The organism is Dyadobacter soli (assembly GCF_900101885.1).
GTDB lineage: Bacteria > Bacteroidota > Bacteroidia > Cytophagales > Spirosomataceae > Dyadobacter > Dyadobacter soli.
The window spans coordinates 42,978-61,477 of sequence record NZ_FNAN01000001.1 but is presented as its reverse complement, the minus strand read 5'-3'; the positions used below and the strand labels follow the sequence as shown (position 1 = coordinate 61,477).

General features: G+C 54.7%; 11 protein-coding genes. 1 reads left to right on the top strand and 10 read right to left on the bottom strand.

Annotated elements, in window-relative coordinates:
* Positions 1 to 13: 13 nt before the first annotated feature.
* The 8 genes from BLQ88_RS00245 to BLQ88_RS00205 form a co-directional block, all read right to left on the bottom strand.
* Positions 14 to 4,411: a T9SS type A sorting domain-containing protein gene (locus tag BLQ88_RS00245; protein WP_176884837.1), complete on the bottom strand. Its 4,398-nt coding sequence runs from the start codon at positions 4,409 to 4,411 to the stop codon at positions 14 to 16.
* Positions 4,412 to 4,488: 77 nt separating this feature from the next.
* A complete protein-coding gene (locus BLQ88_RS00240; RefSeq protein WP_090145588.1) occupies positions 4,489 to 5,154 on the bottom strand; it encodes a peroxiredoxin in 666 nt (221 codons plus the stop codon).
* Between the two features lie 373 nt (positions 5,155 to 5,527).
* The gene (locus BLQ88_RS00230) at positions 5,528 to 6,262 is read right to left on the bottom strand and encodes a LytR/AlgR family response regulator transcription factor (RefSeq protein WP_090145585.1); all 735 of its coding nucleotides are present in this window, start codon (positions 6,260 to 6,262) and stop codon (positions 5,528 to 5,530) included.
* A 6-nt stretch (positions 6,263 to 6,268) separates the two neighbouring features.
* Positions 6,269 to 9,532, bottom strand: a complete 3,264-nt coding sequence (locus BLQ88_RS00225; protein ID WP_143016761.1) for a histidine kinase dimerization/phosphoacceptor domain -containing protein — start codon at positions 9,530 to 9,532, stop codon at positions 6,269 to 6,271.
* A 42-nt stretch (positions 9,533 to 9,574) separates the two neighbouring features.
* The gene (locus tag BLQ88_RS00220; RefSeq protein ID WP_090145581.1) at positions 9,575 to 11,812 is read right to left on the bottom strand and encodes a xanthine dehydrogenase family protein molybdopterin-binding subunit; all 2,238 of its coding nucleotides are present in this window, start codon (positions 11,810 to 11,812) and stop codon (positions 9,575 to 9,577) included.
* A gap of 22 nt (positions 11,813 to 11,834) precedes the next feature.
* Complete coding sequence (locus tag BLQ88_RS00215) at positions 11,835 to 12,854, bottom strand: FAD binding domain-containing protein (protein ID WP_090145579.1); 1,020 nt, start codon at positions 12,852 to 12,854, stop codon at positions 11,835 to 11,837.
* Complete coding sequence (locus BLQ88_RS00210; RefSeq protein WP_090145578.1) at positions 12,847 to 13,317, bottom strand: (2Fe-2S)-binding protein; 471 nt, start codon at positions 13,315 to 13,317, stop codon at positions 12,847 to 12,849. Before BLQ88_RS00210 ends, BLQ88_RS00215 begins: the two co-directional genes overlap by 8 nt.
* Before the next feature lie 3 nt (positions 13,318 to 13,320).
* The gene (locus BLQ88_RS00205) at positions 13,321 to 13,809 is read right to left on the bottom strand and encodes a response regulator (RefSeq protein WP_176884835.1); all 489 of its coding nucleotides are present in this window, start codon (positions 13,807 to 13,809) and stop codon (positions 13,321 to 13,323) included.
* Positions 13,810 to 14,040: 231 nt separating this feature from the next.
* Between BLQ88_RS00205 and glgX the strand changes: the two genes are divergently transcribed.
* Complete coding sequence (gene glgX / locus BLQ88_RS00200; protein WP_090145577.1) at positions 14,041 to 16,212, top strand: glycogen debranching protein GlgX; 2,172 nt, start codon at positions 14,041 to 14,043, stop codon at positions 16,210 to 16,212.
* Between the two features lie 6 nt (positions 16,213 to 16,218).
* Here glgX and BLQ88_RS00195 read toward each other — a convergent pair whose 3' ends face one another.
* Together BLQ88_RS00195 and BLQ88_RS00190 are read right to left on the bottom strand one after the other, a co-directional pair.
* Positions 16,219 to 16,971, bottom strand: a complete 753-nt coding sequence (locus BLQ88_RS00195) for an SDR family oxidoreductase (RefSeq protein WP_090145575.1) — start codon at positions 16,969 to 16,971, stop codon at positions 16,219 to 16,221.
* 117 nt (positions 16,972 to 17,088) lie between these two features.
* Positions 17,089 to 18,471, bottom strand: coding sequence for a sulfatase-like hydrolase/transferase (locus BLQ88_RS00190; RefSeq protein WP_090145574.1), 1,383 nt, complete (start codon positions 18,469 to 18,471; stop codon positions 17,089 to 17,091).
* Positions 18,472 to 18,500: the final 29 nt, after the last annotated feature.

Sequence of the window (18,500 nt, the reverse complement as noted above, 5' to 3'; positions counted from 1 at the left end):
CGACGGTGTTACATCAATATAGCAACACCTTCCGCACCACCGTCCCGCCTGCGGTCGTTACGTGCACGAGGACGATGCCTGCTGGTTGCCTGGAGAGATTGAGCGTTGATGCTTTTGAAATGATTACAATTTTTCCCGAAAGGTCGTAAACGGTGGCTTTTTCGATGGGTTCGCTGGATTTGATATGCACCTGCCGTACGGCATCCGCCCAGATAGTCACGGAATGCTCGGGATCTGCGAAGCGCACCGGTACCACGCGGGAATGCTCGGTGGTGCCGTCGAAATCGGTCTGGCGCAGTCGGTAGTAGCTGAGGCCGGGCACCGGCTTTTCGTCCCGGAATTTGTAATCTTTGACGACGGATGTAGTCGCATTGCCGTCCACAAAACCGATATCGTGCCAGTTGAATGCGTCCGTGCTGCGCTCGATGTAGAAGCCGGCATTATCGGCTTCGGCCGTCGTGCGCCAGGTGAGTCTTACGATCGCATTTTCCGCGCGGGCGGTGAAGGACACGAGCGTAACGGGCATCGGGTCTTCGTAGCGCAATTTCACTTCATTCGGTTCGTAAATAATTTTCCAGCCGAGTGCCAGGCCGGTCAGCGAACTGAACATTCCTGATATCGAGGTTGCTGTAAGGATCGTAAACTGGTCGCCTATCGCGGGCGTATAATTAACCTTTACAGCCAACGTGCCACCTAATGTAGCCGTACCGTTGACGGCGATCTGGTCAAAATCGGTACCGGCCGTGCCAACGCCGTTCAGTTCCATATCGAGCGTGCTGCTGGTGAAATTGTGGCTGGTTGAGAATGTCAGCTTGCCCGGTGAGTAGCCCGGCGACAATGTACCTCCGTTGCTTGTGAGCGACAGCGGATTAATATTACCGGTACCTTTGAAAATCCCTCCGCTATTGTTGTTGAAAGAGCCGCCGTCGCGTGTAAGCATTATAGTTACTTTGCCAGGAGGCCCAATCTGCACGGTTCCCGCATTTTCGAAAACACCCTTGGAGCGCACTCCGTCGTGCGACCATTCGAGGCTGATGTTACCATCCGCGTTGTTAAGGAACGTTGCCTCGTTACGGATACCGAAGTCCCCCGTGTAGCTCACACTGCCGGTCGTAATCTTTCCTGCATTGGTGAAAGTATTCTGAAAATTCCGGAGTGCTGAACTCGTGGAACCGTCGATGCGGATATCGCCATCATCTTCATTATTGAATGCGGCCTCGTTGAAAATACCGTTGACTCCCGGCGATTGGTTCGCTCCCAAGGTGATCTTCGCGTCGTTGGTGAACGTACCGCCGGAATGGTAAAGACCGGTGTCGGTCGAACGGTCGATACGGATATGCCCGTTACCGAGGTTGCCGAATGCAGAGCGGTTGACGAGCCCGTATGTGCCGACGCTCGCTACACCGCCGATCGTAATTTCCGCTTCATTGATAAAAGTACCGAAAGGGGTTTTCAGCGCAATGTTGGTAGCCCGGTCAATACGGATGTGCCCTGTGCCGGTATTGGTGAATCCAGCCTGATTTTCCAGGCCGTCGGCTCCCACGGCTGCGTTTGCGCCAATTGTCAGGTTTCCTGCATTGGTGAATATGGCATTCGGGGCCGGGGCATCTGCATTGGCTTGCAATAACCCGGCTGTGGTCGAGCGATCGATCCGGATCTCAGCGCCGGCATTGTTCTTAAATTCGCCTGTATTTCTCATTCCGTACAGACCAACGGCCTCGGTATTGCCCACCGTGATATCGCCGTCGTTCGTAAAAGTGCCGGCGATATGGTACAGACCTACCTCTGATGTGCGGTTGATCTTGATATCGCCTCCCGCAAGGTTGTTGAATGCAGCCCGGCTTTCGATACCGGTAGTACCTCCGGAAAAACCGGCGCCGATAATGATTTCCGCGCCGTTGTTGAACGTTCCGGCAGCATGGTAAAGCGATGAGCCCGTCGCCCGGCCTATCCAAAGGCTGGCCGAGCCCTCATGCCCGAATATCCCCTCGTTCACAAGTCCGTGGGTACCGGTACCGCTGTTGGCGCCAATTGTAATGTATGCCGTATTGGTAAATGTTCCCGCGGCATTGTACAAGCCGATATCGGTTGTCTGATCTATGATAATATTCCCTCCCGCATTGTTATTGAAGCTGCCCAGGTTGCGGATACCCACGGTACCCGCACTGGCCGCGACCCCGATAGCGATGGTCGCGGCGTTGTTGAAGGTTGCGTGTATAGATTTGAATTCGTCGGCATTGTTAACCAAAGCCCTTAATGAACTGTTGCTTAAGACGATAACTCCACCTGTATTGTTATTAAAAGTGGCGTCGTTCCAGATGCCGTGCAGGCCGATGGGCGCATTACTGCCCAACGAAAGTTGCGCCGCGTTGGTGAAAGTGCCGCCGGCATTGAAAATAGCCGTATTGGTAGAATTGTCGATCCGGATGTCGGTACCGGTGTGGTTGAAAGTGCCCTGGTTCATGATTCCAAAATCGCCCGCGCTCGTCACGCCGACGACGATTGTACCGCCATTATCAACTTTCCCTTCATTGTGGATACCCGCAGTAAATGCGAATGGTGCTGTATATGCCGCATTGGCGTTTACGGTGAGGGTGGCTTCTGTGCCTATCACCAGCCAGGCGTCCGATTGTATGTGCAAAGACTTAACCGCAGCAGTTGCTCCGTTTGGGATAACCGGCGCTTTGGCTACGCTCGGGATTGTCACGGCATCGTCGGCCGTGGGAACGGTGCCATCCTGCCAGTTGGCGGCCACGTTCCAGTCGGTGGACGCGCAGCCGGTCCAGGTATCGATGGTAGTGGCCGTAAAGGATGGATTCAACACCACCGGGTTGCCCGGATAAACGGCTTCACATGTTTCCAAAGACCCTTTTACACGGGCTTTCAGGTTGTATTCTCCCGCAGGAAGGCTTGCAAAAACAGCATTATCCGACCACGATTCGCCATTGTCCACACTATATTCTAGCTCGCCGGGTCCTGTCGCGTTTATGGTAATCGTTCCCGATGGCGTAACACACGTAGCCTGCACGATGGTCGGCGCGGTCAACACGGGTACCACGCAGCACGGCGTGAGGGTTAATTTCCAGGGAACGATGCGGGTACAGCTCGTACCTTGTGCAATACTTACGTAAAAGGTATGCTCTCCTGCCGTCAGTTCCTCGGCTGGTGTGAAAGTATTGTTTGCGGCATCGTACACACCTGCGGACAATGTGCCCGCGAGGTCTGTAAAAACGCCGGAAATGCCGGAATCCGAACCCGAAATCTCAAAAGCCGGGCTCAGCGATTCGCATTCGCTAACCGTATCCGGCGTGATAATAACCTGATTGTTTTCAACATTCTCCAATGGGTTCCCTAGCGGAAACGACAGAATCCCGTTATTTTCGAAATCGTAGTTTTGAACATGCGCCGCGGAAGCGGTTACTTCAAAAAATCCAGCGTTTGAAATGTTGGAAGCATTGTTAACTGCGCCGTACAAATGTATTTCCCCACACGCCTTATTATCTACATAGGCTCCATTAAACAGGCTGTTTGTCGCCGGGACGTTCGCACCCGCTGTGGTCACACCGTAGTTTACAAAACTTGCCGTATATTCATTATAAAAGCCCACGGCAGTCGCACGATCGACCTTGACAGTTCCGTTATTCTGAAATGCACCGAAGTTCTCGAAAGCCCTTGTGCCGACGTCGGCGGCTGCACCGATCGTTATTTCACCATCATTTTTGATCCAGCCAAATATCCCCAGGCTCTGATCAAAATTGTTACGGATTCCTCGCACCAGAGAACGGTCAACGGTGATCCTGGCACCGCTGTAAACGATGATCTGTGCATCGTTCCAAATCCCGTTGGTTCCCACACTACCCACCGTACCCACCAGCACTTCACCCTCGTTGAACAGCCCACCCCTGACATTGTAAAACCCAACCTCGGTGGTGTTATCGATCAGTAGCTTTCCACCGGCATTGTTATTAAAATTTCCAATGTTATAAACTCCGTAGGTCCCTGCACTACCTGCCGAACCGATGCTGATCTCACCCTCATTGTCAACGATCCCGACGTTCATGAACGCGCTGGTAAATGCCGATTGACCCACATACTCGTGAGATCCGCTGGTAGTAAGCTTTCCGCCGGGCATGATCGTCAATGTCGCTTCGAGCTGCACCAGCACCGCACGGGCCAAGGCATTCGTACCCGAATATATCATCGCGGACCGCACAGAGGGCGTAATGGTCACAACGTCGTCGCTATCAGGCACGCCATTCGACCAGTTGGCCGGGTTATTCCAGTTGGTATCCGCGCTGCCGTTCCAGGTAGTCTGCGCCGAGGCGCTCGCCACAACCAGTAATATCATTGAAAAAGCTAGAAGCAATCGGCGCATGGCGGGGTTGGTAAGGGTTGGTATAGGTAGTGTCATGGGGGTTTGGGGGTTGGGTGGAGTGGCGGGGTTTGACCGCCGACCGACGACCACCGACCGCCGATCGCGGTAATGCATCACTCCTTCCCCGGCTGCGCTACATACCGCAGATACGGCTTCACCGTCCGCCATCCTGCGGGATACTTCTCTTTGGCTTCGGCGTCGGATACGGCGGGGACGATGATCACCTCTTCGCCGTCCTGCCAGTTTACGGGCGTTGCTACCTTGTGCTGGGCCGTGAGCTGCATGGAGTCGAGGACGCGGAGGATTTCGTGGAAATTGCGACCGGTCGTCATCGGATAGGTGAGATTCAGCTTGATTTTCTTGTCAGGCCCCACTACGAACACCGAGCGGACGGTCTGATTGGTCGCAGCCGTGCGGCCTTCCGATGTGCCGGCCTCTTCGGCCGCGAGCATATCGTACAGCTTCGCTATGGCGAGGTCCGGGTCGCCGATCATCGGGTAGTTCACGGCATGGCCCTGTGTTTCTTCAATGTCTTTTTCCCATTTCAAATGGCTGTCTACCGGGTCGACGCTCAGGCCGATCACCTTGCAGTTGCGCTGCGCGAACTCGGGCGCGAGCCTGGCCATATACCCAAGCTCAGTCGTACATACGGGCGTGAAATCTTTGGGATGTGAAAAAAGGATAGCCCAGCCGTCGCCGATCCATTCGTGGAAGCGGATGGTACCTTGTGTCGTGTCGGCCTGGAAATCGGGAGCGATGTCGTTAATTCTCAAACTCATGGTATGGAAAGGTTAAAAGGTTGATGGATGATTCATGATGGTGTGCGGGGTATGGGCGCGCCGTCAAAACAGCGTGTAGCGCTTTTTGCAGGTTTCGCACTCATAGCATTCAGGTTTGAGCTTCCCCAGCGAAATAATCCGCGCGAGCCGTCCGATAAAACACTTTTTCGAAGAAACGACGAGGTTCCCGCCGCAAACCGGGCAGCGGATTCCTAAAACAGTCCGTTTAATGATAATTTTATCCAGATCGAGCAAGCCCATAACACCGCCAAAAATGGCCGCTAGGACGTGTAAGGGCAAAAAAAAGGGACGAACGTCGGTGGTGTGGGATGAATGGGGGGAGGTTTGGGAAGATGGGGCCTACCGTCGGCGGTCAAAAAATCCCCAACCCTCTCAACAACTCCTCCCGGTACGACTTGCCGATCGGTAGCTTCTCGCCGTGAACGGAGAGTTCGTTCGGAAAAATATCTTCGATAAAATGCGTATTTACTGCGAAGCGGCGGTGAATGCGAACAAAACGGCCCGGTTCCAGCTGTTCCATAAAGTCGTTGATCGTTGACCTTACCATGATTCGCTTCTGCGAAGTCAAATGCAGCAGCACGTAGTTGGCCTCGCTTTCGAGGTAGAGCAGTTCGTCAAAAAATACCTTGCGGAAGACGTAGCCGTCCTTTACGAACAGGAAGTTCCTCGGTGAAGGAGCCGCGGGCTTTTCTGCGCCGTTGACTGTACGCAGGTTAGTAAAATTATGAAACGCGATCTCGATTGCGGCGTAGAGCTCTTCCTTTGTAAACGGCTTTACGATATACGCGTGGGGTTTTACCGATTTGGCGCGGTCGATGGTTTCGAAATCGCTGTTCGCGGTGAGGAAGATGAACGGGAGTTTGTAGGTTTCGTTGAGCCGTTCGGCCACGTCGATACCGTCCTTGCGGCCTGCGAGCTGAATGTCGAGCAACAACAGGTCGGGCTTGTCGGTGTCGAGCATTTCGACGGCCTCGGTGTAGCTGATCGCCGGGCCGCAATGCGCGTAGCCCAGTTCTTCAAGCGTGCTCACGATGGTTCTTGCGATCACGAGCTCGTCTTCAACAATGCCTATTTTCAGTTCTGCCATCAGGATTTAGTCTTGGTTTTTGCGCACTTCCCGGTTGGTGAAATTGATCGTACACATGGCCCCGTTCTGCGTCTGGTAATGCACACGGCCGCCGATCTGCCTGCTCAGGTCGTTCACCAGCTGCAAGCCCAGCGTCGAAGCGCGGCCCGGATCAAAGTTCGGCGGCAGGCCGGGCCCGTTGTCGGCGTAGGTCAACCGGAACCTTCCCTCCGATACGACGCCGATAGTCACACTTATTTCACCTTCGGATACATCATGGAATGCATACTTAAACGAATTCGACAACAATTCGTTCAAAATGAGCCCCAGGGGCACCGCGGAATCGATATCCAGGTGTACATCCGGCACGTCGATGGCCAGCGAAACCCTCTTTTCCCTTTGAAATACACTCTGTACCTGCCTGCACAAATCGGCGGTGAAGCGTTTCAGATCGATGCTGCTGAGGTTTTCAAACTGGTACAAATTCTGGTGGATCAATGCGATACTCCTCACACGATTGCGACCTTCCTGCAATGCCTCCCGCGCGACTTCGTCGGTAAGGCTTTTGCCCTGCAATTCGAGCAGGCCGGAAATCACCTGCAAGTTGTTTTTCACGCGGTGGTGGATCTCCTTCATCAGTACATCCTTTTCCAGCAGCAATGCCGTTTGTTCCGAAAGCGATTGCTTCAACTGCATAGTACGCTCATTGACAGTCTCTTCCAGCCGACGCTTCTCCCGTGCGAGCTGTTTGACCCTGAACTGGATAAACAGGTAAATTAAAACCCCGATCAGCAGCAGCACGGTCAGGATAAAATACCATTGCAGGTAAACCGGTTTCAAAACCCTCAACGGAATGCTCAGCTCCTCTTTGTTCCAGGCCCCTTCCCTATTCTGGGCCCTTACCCGGAGCACATAATCGCCATACGGTAACCCGCTGATTCGTACGGAATTTTCATTGATATAAACCCAATTTTCATCCAGCCCTTCTATCTTGTACGCATACCTGCCCGCATTCTGATGGCCGGCGCTCTGGAGACTACCCTCCCGGGAACCTTCGCGTATCGTAAAATCCAGCAACTGGAAGTCCAGCGTAAAGAATTTATCGTCCGGTTCGAGCACAATGCGCTGGTTTTGGGTTAAATCGGCGGTTTTATTGACCAGCTCATTGGCCGAACCTACAAACTGGTTGAATGCGATCACCCGCAACGGCACGCGTAGCTGCGAAGTGTCGGTTTTGAAATCACGCGGGTCGAAGCCCACCACGCCATTCAAGCCACCAAAATACAGCTTACCATCTGCCGCTTTGAACGACGACGTGCGATTAAATTCGTTGTGGGAAATGCCGTCGGTGGTAGTATAGGTGTTAATGGAAAAATTCTTGCGGTTAAAACGAAGCAGCCCGTAATCAGAACTGATCCAAAGGTTGTCGAACGCGTCCGGCTCGATGCGGTAAAGGACGTCGGAAGGGAAACCGGCCGTGATATTGAACTGCCGCGAGCTATTGGTTTTCGGGTCCCAGCGGTAAAGCCCCTCCCCGTTCGCGGCTAGCCACCAGGCACCATCCGGGTCCTGCCAGGCGTCGAGCAGGCTCAGCGCATTCAAAAACGGCGATTGCAGGCGGGAAATTTGCAATGCGTTACCCTGGCCGGCGGCATTGCCTGTCAGCTGGTACAAACCGTTTTCGGCCACCGCCCATACTTTCCCGTTTTTGTCACGCAGAAAACGGTACACGAAACGCGCGTCGGCACTTGTCGCGCTACCACGCCGACCGTCTGATGCAGCAGCCACCGGCAATGCGGTAATGCGGTTGGCGGATGAGTTGAACACCGAAAAGCCGTTGATACCACCCAGCAATAAGAGACTGTCATTCAGCGAGTAAAGCGACCATACCTCCGAGGGAGGCGCCATAGGGAAACCTACAAACCTTTTGAGCGTCTCATTAAACTTGGACAATACGAACCCACCCGTGTACAGCGCACCGCCATGCCACGCCAGCCCGTAATTGATAAAATTATGACTGAAACCCCGGATACCCTCCGCGTTCTGAATGAACGTATGCCCCCATACATTCGCGATCACATTACCTTGCCCGTCCGCCAGAATACCCCGCGCCTGCCCGTTCGGCTCCATTGCCTGCTGGCTGGTCGAGAAGTAGGGTTTGAAACGGTTCTTTTTAATGGTCAGCTGCATGACGCCCGACGACGTGCAAAGCCAGAGATTGCCCAGTTTATCGGGAAAAAGCCGGTATATGAACAGGTTTTCGAAGCCCTTCAACTCCGACTTGGCCATTACTTTGAGGAAGGCACGCCTGTTCCAGAGGTATAACGCATCGGAAGCAATGTAGAATGCCGTGGCCTGCCCGTCGGTAGCCGGCCACACCTGAAACCAGTACCGGTCTTTCACGGCATCCAGATGATTTTGCCCGAGATTTTGAGCGGGTACGAGCTGCCCGCGGCCATCCAGTTTGTCCACTGTAAAATGGTCCGTATTCGCCGAGGTATTGTAGGTGATCAGCAGCTCATTGTCATCGGTCAACCCGATCGGCAGCGAGCGCAACACGTCGTCCTGCCGGAACGAGGCCACTTTTTTGTCCTTCACCACATACTGCAACTGCTGGTTAACCAGCTTCAAATGCGCGGTACCCTGGATAAAAGTATTCACAGGCCCGGTAGTCCGGTAGTCCAGAAGGGAATCCTGCCTCACCCAGCTCTTCATTTCCAGCATCAGCCTGAAACCCTTTTTGGCCGAATACCGCCAATAGCGGAACGGTGAGGCCGTCAGGAAGCTAATTTCATCGGTACCGTCATTGGCAATCCAGTACACATCCTGTTCCTTGAATGGCAGTTTAGGAAACGCCTCGGTCAAAGTCTTCACTTCCTGGGTGGTAGCGTCCATTACATCCACCTTGCCGATCGTCGTCAGCTGAAACCCCGTGCTTCCGTATTGGAGAAAAAGATAGTTGGCATCGTCGATGGCCAGCTGCACTACCTTGTTCTCCTGAAGACCGTTTCGCTGGCGGGTGAAAAGGAGGCATTTGGTACCGTCGAAGCGGTTCAGGCCATTACGCGTACCGAACCACAGGAAGCCCGACGAATCCTGCACCCCGCAGAATACCTCGTGCGATGCGAAGCCGTTTTCTACGGAAAGCAGCCTTTTGGTGATGGTGTATTCCAAACTGGTACGTATGGAATCGCCCTGCCCGAGCACTTGAAGGGCATTCGGGAAGAGCAACAGGAACCAGCATATGCGGAAACGGCGCGGGGCAGTTTTCCAAACCCGACGAGCTGCCAATGAATAAAGCTTTGTGGTGAATGCGGCAAGATAGCCGAAATTTCACAAAAGCTTGTCAAAATGGATCGGCAGCTCACGGATACGCCTGCCCGTGGCATGAAACACCGCATTGGCAATCGCCGCCGGCATGGCCACCAGCCCGATTTCTCCGACGCCTTTCACACCCAGTTCGTTGATCAGGTCGTCCCTCTCGTCGGCGAAAATGACTTCCAGCTCGTTAATGTCCGCATGCACCGGAATGTGGTATTCGCCCAGGTTGGCGTTCATGTATTTGCCCAGATTTTCGTCGAGAATGCTCTCCTCGTGCAAGGCTTTGCTAATGCCCCAAACCATCGATCCGGCAATCTGGCTGCGTGCCGTTTTGGGGTTCACGATGCGCCCGGCAGCCACGGCGGAAACGGCGCGGGTTACCGTAATCGTTTTCAAATCTTTATCCACCTCCACCTCCACAAAAGCTGCGCTATGGGATGATTTGGTGTATTTTCTCAATTTCAAAACATGCGGCGCGCCCATATTCGTCGTCTTGACAGGCTTACCGCCGTTAGCAGCCACGATTTCCGCGAAAGAAACCGAAACCGACGGCTGTTTCCTCAAAAACATATGCCCGTATTTGAACGCCACATCATCATTACCGGCACGATCAAATGGCGAGCCAGCGATGCTTTTTGCCTTTTTTAAAAGTTTCTTTTTCAATGCCTTCACCGCAACCACTATGGCGACGCCGGTAGATGCCGTCATAGCCGAACCGCCCTGGAACATCGAAAATGGCTTCTTACTATCCCCATAGCTGAATGTCACATCTTCGATCGGCAAGCCCAGCTCGTCGGCCGCCACCTGGGTCATGACGGTGAGCGTACCGGTACCGATGTCAGTCACGGCGCTGTTCACAATCATCTTGCCTTCGCCGGTGATGATCACCTCGGTACGCGCCGGAAACTGGTAAGCGTCCCAGATACCGGTAGCCATGCCATAACCTACGAGTTTATTGCCACGTACCATGCTCCCCGGTTCGGGATTGCGCTCTTTCCAGCCGAATTGCTCCGCCGCACGCATATAGCATTCCCGCAGCGCCTTGCTGGTGAACGGCTTTCCGGTCGAAGGATCGGTTTCGGCGTAGTTCCGGAGCCGGAATTCGAGTGGGTCGATGCCCGCCTCGTATGCGAGCTCGTCCATGGTGCATTCGATCGCGTGCAAGGCCGTTGCGCCGCCGGGCGCGCGCATATCCATGGGCGTGTAAAGGTCTAGCGACACGAGTTTGTACTCAAAAAGCGTATTGGGCGACGGGTACAGTTTGTGGCTCCACTCGGCCACTACCTCGGCATAATCCTCGAATTGCGAGGTTTCCGAAATGGCCCGGTGGTTCATGGCCGTCAGGCTCCCGTTGGCATCCGCGGCGAAGCGCAGCCGCTGGTAGCTCTGCGGCCGGTGGGGAAATGGGAACATCTGCTTCCGCGAAAGCACTACCCGCACATTGCGTTTCAAATGCAGCGCGGCCATCACGCTCAGGTACAGCTGGTACTGCGGCCGCAGGCCCGAGCCAAACGCCCCGCCCACAAACGGCGCCAGCACCCGCACATCCTCGTACCGCAGCCCGAAGACATTGGCCACAAAAAGCTGGTTGTTGACGGTACCCTGCGTTTTGTCATAAATCGTCAGCTTGCCGTCGCCCTCGTACACGGTTGTGGTTGCAAAGAGCTCCATTGGATTGTGATGCTCGCTGCCGTGCCGGAACTCCGCATCGACCTTGAACGGCGAATCGCGGAACGCCTGTTCGAAATTCCCGGTCGGCTTGGGCGGTGGGGGTTTCAGCATGGTCGAAAACCCCTTTCCGGGCTCGCGGGCATTGTCGAGGTTGTGGTCGAGGCAGGTTTCGAAAGCCTGGGTTTCATATTCAACCTCAACCAACCCCGACGCGTATCTCGCGGTTTCAAAGTCCTCCGCCAGCACCAGCGCAACAGGCTGCCCGTTATACCGCACCTCCGGATCGGTCAGCGGTTTGAAAACCAGCCCCGGCGGGGCGTCCATATCGATGTATTTCAAGTCGGCCGATGCAACCTCCGGGCGGTTTTCATGGGTGATCACATCCACCACGCCTTGCAGCGCCTTCGCCGCGCCGGTATCGAGGCGGGTAATGCGTCCTTTTGTGATGGTGGCGTGGACCACGTAGCCGTAAAGCAGGTCGGGAACGTCGTATTCTGCGGCGTATTTGGCGGCGCCGGTCACTTTCAGTTTGCCTTCCAGCCGGCTTACAGGCTGTCCTACCGCGGATTGTATTTTCATAAAAATCGATTTGTCGATGAACCTAGGCCGATGGCTGCGCGCCCGGAAGCTGCGTTTCGGGATGGAGCGCCATCATACCATTGCGGACAATGGCGCGTTTGGCCAGTTCTATTTTAAATGCATTGTATTTCAAACCCACAGCACCTGTCAGCAATACCTCCGCAGCAGCTGTAAAAGCGGCTTCATCAGCTTTTTTTCCGACTAAAACCGCCTCTGCCTCCCTTACGCGCCAAGGCTTGTGCGCCACGCCCCCGAGCGCAATGCGCGCATCGCGGATGGTATCGCCTTCGAGTTCGAGCGCGGTGGCTACCGAAACCAACGCGAAAGCATAGGAATGGCGGTCGCGCAGTTTCAGGTAGGAATAATTTTGGGCAAAACCTTTTTCAGGTAAATCAATGGAAGTGATCAGTTCGCCATGCTGTAAAATGTTGTCGATTTCGGGCGAATCGCCGGGCAGCCGGTGAAAATCGGCAAAAGGAATGCGCCGCCCGCCGTTTTTACCCGAAACATTCACCACCGCTTCCAGTGCTGCCAGCGCCACGCACATATCGGAAGGAAACACGGCAATGCATTCCCCGCTCGCGCCCAGAATGGCGTGAATGCGGTTGTACCCATCCATCGCCGGGCAGCCCGAGCCGGGTACGCGCTTATTGCAGGGCACATCGGCATCGTAAAAATAGTAGCAGCGTGTGCGTTGGAGCAGGTTACCGCCATTGGTAGCCATATTGCGTATCTGCGCCGACGCCCCTGCCAGAATCGCCTTCGATAGCAGCGGGTACCGGCTCTCGACGAGCGGGTGATAGGCGGTATCCGCATTGCTTACCAATGCACCGAGACGCAAACCGCCGTCTTCCAGTTCGGTAATGCGCCGGTGTTCCGGCAGGTGGTTGATATCCACCACCAGTTTCGGGTGCAGCAGATTGTATTTCCAGAGGTCCACCAGGTTGGTACCTCCCGCGATGAACATTGCATCCGAATGCCCCGTCACCGCATTCGACGCTTCCTGAGTTCCGGTTGCCTTTTTATATTCAAAATTATTCACGCCCGCCTCCTTCCTTCACCTCCATGATCGCGTCGATAATGCCGGTATTGGCGCCGCAGCGGCAGAGATTTCCACTCATCAGCTCTTTCACCTCGTCGCGGGTGCGGGCCTTGCCTTCGGCGAGCATACCGATGGCGCTGCAAATCTGCCCCGGCGTACAATAGCCGCATTGGAATGCATCGTGCTCGATGAATGCTTTTTGTAAAGGATGCAGCGCATCGCCGTCGGCAATGCCTTCGACGGTGGTGATTTCGGAGCCGTTTTTCATGACGGCGAGCGACAGGCAGCTCAGTATCCGCGTCCCGTCGCACAGCACGGTGCAGGCGCCGCATTGGCCGTGGTCGCAGCCCTTTTTGGTACCTGTCAGTTTCAGCCGATCGCGAAGCGCGTCCAGCAGCGAAACCCAGGGAAGCACTTCCAGTGTGTGCGTTTGTTTGTTCACATTCAGTGTGATTGTTGTCATATATCAGGTATCGGCAAGCTGTAAATGCACATAAAAATCATTGACCGATCGCGTACGCCATTGGATGGCCAGCACGTTGGTGAGCAGGCTGCTCAGCTCCTCCATGGAGCTCGGTTTGGACAAATACCCCGTAGCGCCCAGCTTGCGGGCCTGCTCTACGGTGAGGCGGTCCTGGGCGGTGGAGAACAAAAACACCGGCAGTTCCTTCGAGTAATGCTTGCGGATATTGAGCAAACATTCCAGGCCGTTTTGTACCGGCATATTGATATCCAGAAAAACAATGTCAGGCTCTTTCGCACCGGCTGCTTTCAGGGCATCGAGCAATTCCTTGCCATTCCCGAAAACGCGTAATCCGTGTCCCGTTTTCAGTCCGTTCAGTGCGCGTTCAAAAAGGTAAATGTCGTCGTGATCGTCTTCCGCCAGAAAAATCAGCTGTCCATTATTTTGCGCACCGGCCGGGTCTGTCTGCTGCGGGTTTGGGGTTCGTTCCATGGGAAGGTAAAAGGTATAATTGTCCATGCAATAATTTGCGTGTAAATGTTAAATACTGTGCCATGAAATAATCGTGTTCGCATGGCATTCGGCCGCCTGTGCGTGGCTTCCGGTCGTGGCTTTTGTTCTACAATGCTGGGGAAAGTGCTTTGAACGGATAGACCATACAGCACAACCACCGCTGGCACAGATATTACCAATGCCGCCGCTGATTGGATTATAACGTTTACTATGGACGCACATATCGAGAACCAGCTAGAAGATACCGCAGCCGGCATTGACCTCAGGGCTTTGCCCGGCAAACCTTACCCGCTAGGCGCCCAATGGGATGGCAAAGGGGTCAATTTCGCAGTCTTTTCCGAGAACGCCGACAGCGTGGAACTTTGCCTGTTCAGCAGGGAGGGCGAGGAAAACGCCAGGATCAAGATCGAAGAGGTCACCCACCACGTATGGCACGTGTATGTGCCCGGCCTCACGCCGGGGCAACTGTACGGCTACCGGGTACATGGCCGCTACGAGCCGGAAAATGGCCACCGTTTCAATCCGGCGAAGCTGCTGGTAGATCCCTATGCCAAGGCATTGAGCGGCACATTACATTGGGACGACGCACTGTTTGGTTACAGCGTAGGTGATGAGCAGGAAGACCTCAGTTTCAACGAAACCGACAGCGCCCCATTCATGCCCAAGGCCGTGGTGGTCGACGAAGCTTTCGATTGGGAAAACGACCGGCGGATAGACAGGCCTTACCACGAGACGATCATTTACGAGGCGCATGTCAAAGGATTTACCCAACTCAATAATCAAATACCGGAAGAACTCCGCGGCACCTACGCTGGCCTGGCGCACCCGGCGTCGATCGATTACCTGAAAAGCCTGGGCATTACCGCGGTGGAGCTTTTGCCGGTTCACCAATTCGTTGCCGACAGGCATTTGGTCGAAAAGGGCCTTACCAATTACTGGGGGTACAATACGCTGGCATTCCTCGCGCCCGACCCTCGCTATTGCAGCTCCGAAGATCCCGGGCAGCAGGTGAATGAGTTTAAATATATGGTCAAAGAGCTGCATAACGCGGGTATCGAGGTGATCCTCGACGTCGTGTACAACCACACTGCCGAAGGCAACCACCTGGGCCCTACCCTTTCGTTCAGGGGGCTCGACAATGCTTCCTACTACCGGCTCGTGCAGGACGACCAGCGGCATTATATGGATTACACCGGCACCGGCAACACGCTGAATGTGCAGCTCCCGAATGTGCTCGCGTTGATCATGGACAGCCTCCGGTACTGGGTTACCCAAATGCATGTCGACGGCTTCCGATTCGACCTCGCAGCCGCATTGGCGCGTACCCTGCACGATACCGACAACCTCAGCTCGTTTTTTAACATTATCCACCAGGATCCGGTCATTTCGCAGGTGAAGCTCATTGCCGAGCCGTGGGACATTAACGAGGATGGGTATATGGTAGGCAAATTTCCGGTCGGCTGGGGTGAATGGAACGGCCTCTACCGCGACCAGATGCGAGAATTCTGGCGCGGTGGCGAGACCAAGATGACCAATTTCGCCCAGCGCTTCACCGGCAGTCCTGACCTTTACCACAACAGCTACCGACGCCCGACGGCCAGTATCAACTTCATCACCGCCCACGACGGCTTCACCCTGCGCGACCTTGTTAGCTACAACGACAAACACAACGAAGCCAATGGAGAGGACAATAAAGACGGCGAGAATACCAACAACTCCTGGAACTGCGGCGCCGAAGGTCCGACGGACAATGCCGACATCAATGCATTGCGGGTACGCCAGCAGCGGAATTTCCTCGTTAGTTTGCTGTTATCGCAGGGCGTGCCCATGATAGTGGCCGGCGACGAATGGGGCCGCACCCAGCAGGGCAACAACAATGCCTATTGTCAGGACAATGAGATCTCCTGGCTCGACTGGGATAATGCCGACCAGGATTTACTGACCTTCACCCGCGAGCTGATCCGTTTTTGCCGGAGCCACTCCACGTTCCAGCGCCGCCGGTGGTTCCAGGACCTGCCCGTAACCGGCACCGACGTGAAAGATATCATCTGGTTTTTGCCGGACGGCAATATCATACCCGACGAAAACTGGGGAGAGGCAAATGCAGCCACATTCGGCGTTTTCCTCAACGGGCTGGGCATCCGGTGCGTGAACATGGACGGGCAAAGGCTTACCGACGACCATTTCTACATCATATTCAACCCGTCCGCGGAACAGGTTACGTTCAAACTGCCGGCGCAGGAATGCGGTAGCGGCTGGCGCGTGGTGATCGGCACGAGTGAAGGCTTCATTGGCGAGAAGGAAGAAAAAATACCGGCCGGTGGCGAACTGAACGTCGCCGACCGGTCGGTAGTGGTATTGAAATGCCCTGCAAAAGGTTAGGGACTTTTATTGATTTGCGCCGCCGTTTACCAGCAAATGCTGGCCGTTTACGAAGGAAGAAAGGTCGCTGGCAAAGAATTCGGCGATGTTGGCTACATCTTCCACCTCGGCAAGGCGACCCATCGGGCAGCTATCGAGCAGCGACTTGCGCAGTTCAGGGTAGCTGCCCTCTTCGGCAAATATCCCCGAGTGGTCTACGGCGAACGGGATAATGGAGTTCACCGTCACGCCGCGGTAACCGATTTCTTTGGACAACACATCCACCAGATAGCGCGGCGTGGTTTTGCTGCCGCCGTACACGGCCATTCCGGCAACCGGAAATGCCGTGGTACTCGAAGCAATGTAGATAATGCGGCCGTTGTTTCCGACATTCAATGCGGCTTGCTGCATCGTGAAATAGGCGCCTTTGGTATTGATCGAAAACAGCCTGTCGAACTGCTCTTCGGTGAACTGGGTAACCGGCGTTTCCACCATTTCGATACCGGCGTTGGCTACAACGATGTCTATTTTGCCAAATGCATTTTTAGCTTCTTCAAACAGCCGGTGAATGTCGGCTACTTTGCTTACATCAGCCTGCACGGCAATTACGCGGGCTCCCATGGCGGTAATATTGCTTACTACTTCTTCGGCCGAGGCTTTGTCGCGGGAGTAGTTGATCACGATGTCGGCACCGAGTGCGGCGTAACGTTCGGCGATGGCTTTTCCGAGACCTCTTGCGGATCCTGTGATAACGGCAACTTTGTTTTTGAGCGAGTTCATGGTCGTTTTTGTTTAGTGTCAAAGAACACTACAAAGGTTGCCCATGCGCTGCGCCTGCGACGTACAAGGATTACAGCAAGAGTTGCAAAATTCTCAGAACCGCCGGATTTCCTTCAACTAGTTGGCATTCAATCTCGGAAGCGACTTCCACCAGGCCGTCAGCTTGCCGCTCAGCTCCTTTGTGATTTTAGCCTCGCTCGCTTGCAGATTAGTTGTTTCGGCCGAGTCCTTCACGATATTGTAAAGCTCCACCTTACTGCCGTCGGCGTCCATCAGCAGCTTCCATTCGCCCGAGCGTACGGCGAGGCGCGGGCTGCGATCGGTGCCTTTCGGATAGTTGTAGGCGATGTCGTTCCGCCCGTATTCCCAGTACATTTCCTTTTTCCTTAATGAAGGTTTCCCAAGCAGTATGCCCGACCGGTCGATGCCGTCGCCGTGGTAGGTCGCGGGGATTTTCACGCCCGCCAGTTTGGATAATGTAGGTAAAAGGTCGGTTGCGTGCAGTTCTGAACGGTCGTCGGTTTTATTGGCCTGAATGTGGCCGGGCCAACTGATAATGAACGGCATACGGATACCGCCTTCGTACAGCGAAAGCTTGGACCCGCGCAAGCCGCCGCTGCGGGCACCGCCGAAAGTAGGCAATGCGCCATTGTCGCTGGTGAAGATAATGATCGTATTCTCGGCCAGTCCGAGTTCTTTGAGGCCATCGAGCAGGCGGCCGATCTGCACATCATATTCTTTGAGAACACCTTTGAATGCGGCTTCTTCCTGCGGTTTCAGGGCTGATTTGCCGGCATTTTCGGTTTCCGGCTTCGGCACCCAGGGCGTATGCACTTCGTCGGGCCAGAGGTTTACGAAGCAAGGCTGGCCCTTGTGCCGCTTCATGAAATCCAGCGTTTTATCGACGAAGTATTTAGTGCGGTCCCACCGTTTGATGCTGTCCTTATCCGACCAGATCCAGTTCGTAGCCGTAATGGCCGGATCCGGCTCGGGGCTTTCGTAGGTGCTGGCGTGCTCGTCGAAGCCATATTGCGCAAAGCCGGGTGCGTTGGTAACGTCTCGCCCGCCGCCCATATGCCACTTGCCGAAATGTCCGGTTGCATAACCCGAGCTTTTGAAAAAACGGGCCATGGACGGCGCTTCGGGTGTCAGGTAATCGATCTGCCCGGCGTCCTTGTTATGTTTTTGGGTATCCAGAAATGTGGTAAAGTTCCATTTGCCGGGCTGCATACCGGTGAGAATGCTGGCCCTGGAAGGCGAGCAAATGGGCGCGCCACTGTAATACTGGGTAAGTTTGAGACCTCTGGCGGCAAGCCGGTCTATATTGGGCGTGGGGACGAACCTTCCGCCATAAGCGCCGACATCGCCGTAGCCCATATCGTCGGTCAGGATGACGATGACATTCGGCCGGCCTGCCTCGCGGCGTTGCGCCAATACCGGGAACACACTGACGCACAGTATGATCCACATCAATAGCTTTGAAAATTTGTTCAGTCTCATGAATTGCTATATTGCGATCTCCGCTCAAT

Coding starts and splice junctions, on each gene's coding strand:
- BLQ88_RS00210 (WP_090145578.1), bottom strand. CDS start 13,317: ATGACAACAATCACACTGAATGTGAACAAACAAACGCACACACTGGAA.
- glgX (WP_090145577.1), top strand. CDS start 14,041: ATGGACGCACATATCGAGAACCAGCTAGAAGATACCGCAGCCGGCATT.
- BLQ88_RS00205 (WP_176884835.1), bottom strand. CDS start 13,809: ATGGAACGAACCCCAAACCCGCAGCAGACAGACCCGGCCGGTGCGCAA.
- BLQ88_RS00190 (WP_090145574.1), bottom strand. CDS start 18,471: ATGAGACTGAACAAATTTTCAAAGCTATTGATGTGGATCATACTGTGC.
- BLQ88_RS00230 (WP_090145585.1), bottom strand. CDS start 6,262: ATGGCAGAACTGAAAATAGGCATTGTTGAAGACGAGCTCGTGATCGCA.
- BLQ88_RS00240 (WP_090145588.1), bottom strand. CDS start 5,154: ATGAGTTTGAGAATTAACGACATCGCTCCCGATTTCCAGGCCGACACG.
- BLQ88_RS00220 (WP_090145581.1), bottom strand. CDS start 11,812: ATGAAAATACAATCCGCGGTAGGACAGCCTGTAAGCCGGCTGGAAGGC.
- BLQ88_RS00245 (WP_176884837.1), bottom strand. CDS start 4,411: ATGACACTACCTATACCAACCCTTACCAACCCCGCCATGCGCCGATTG.
- BLQ88_RS00195 (WP_090145575.1), bottom strand. CDS start 16,971: ATGAACTCGCTCAAAAACAAAGTTGCCGTTATCACAGGATCCGCAAGA.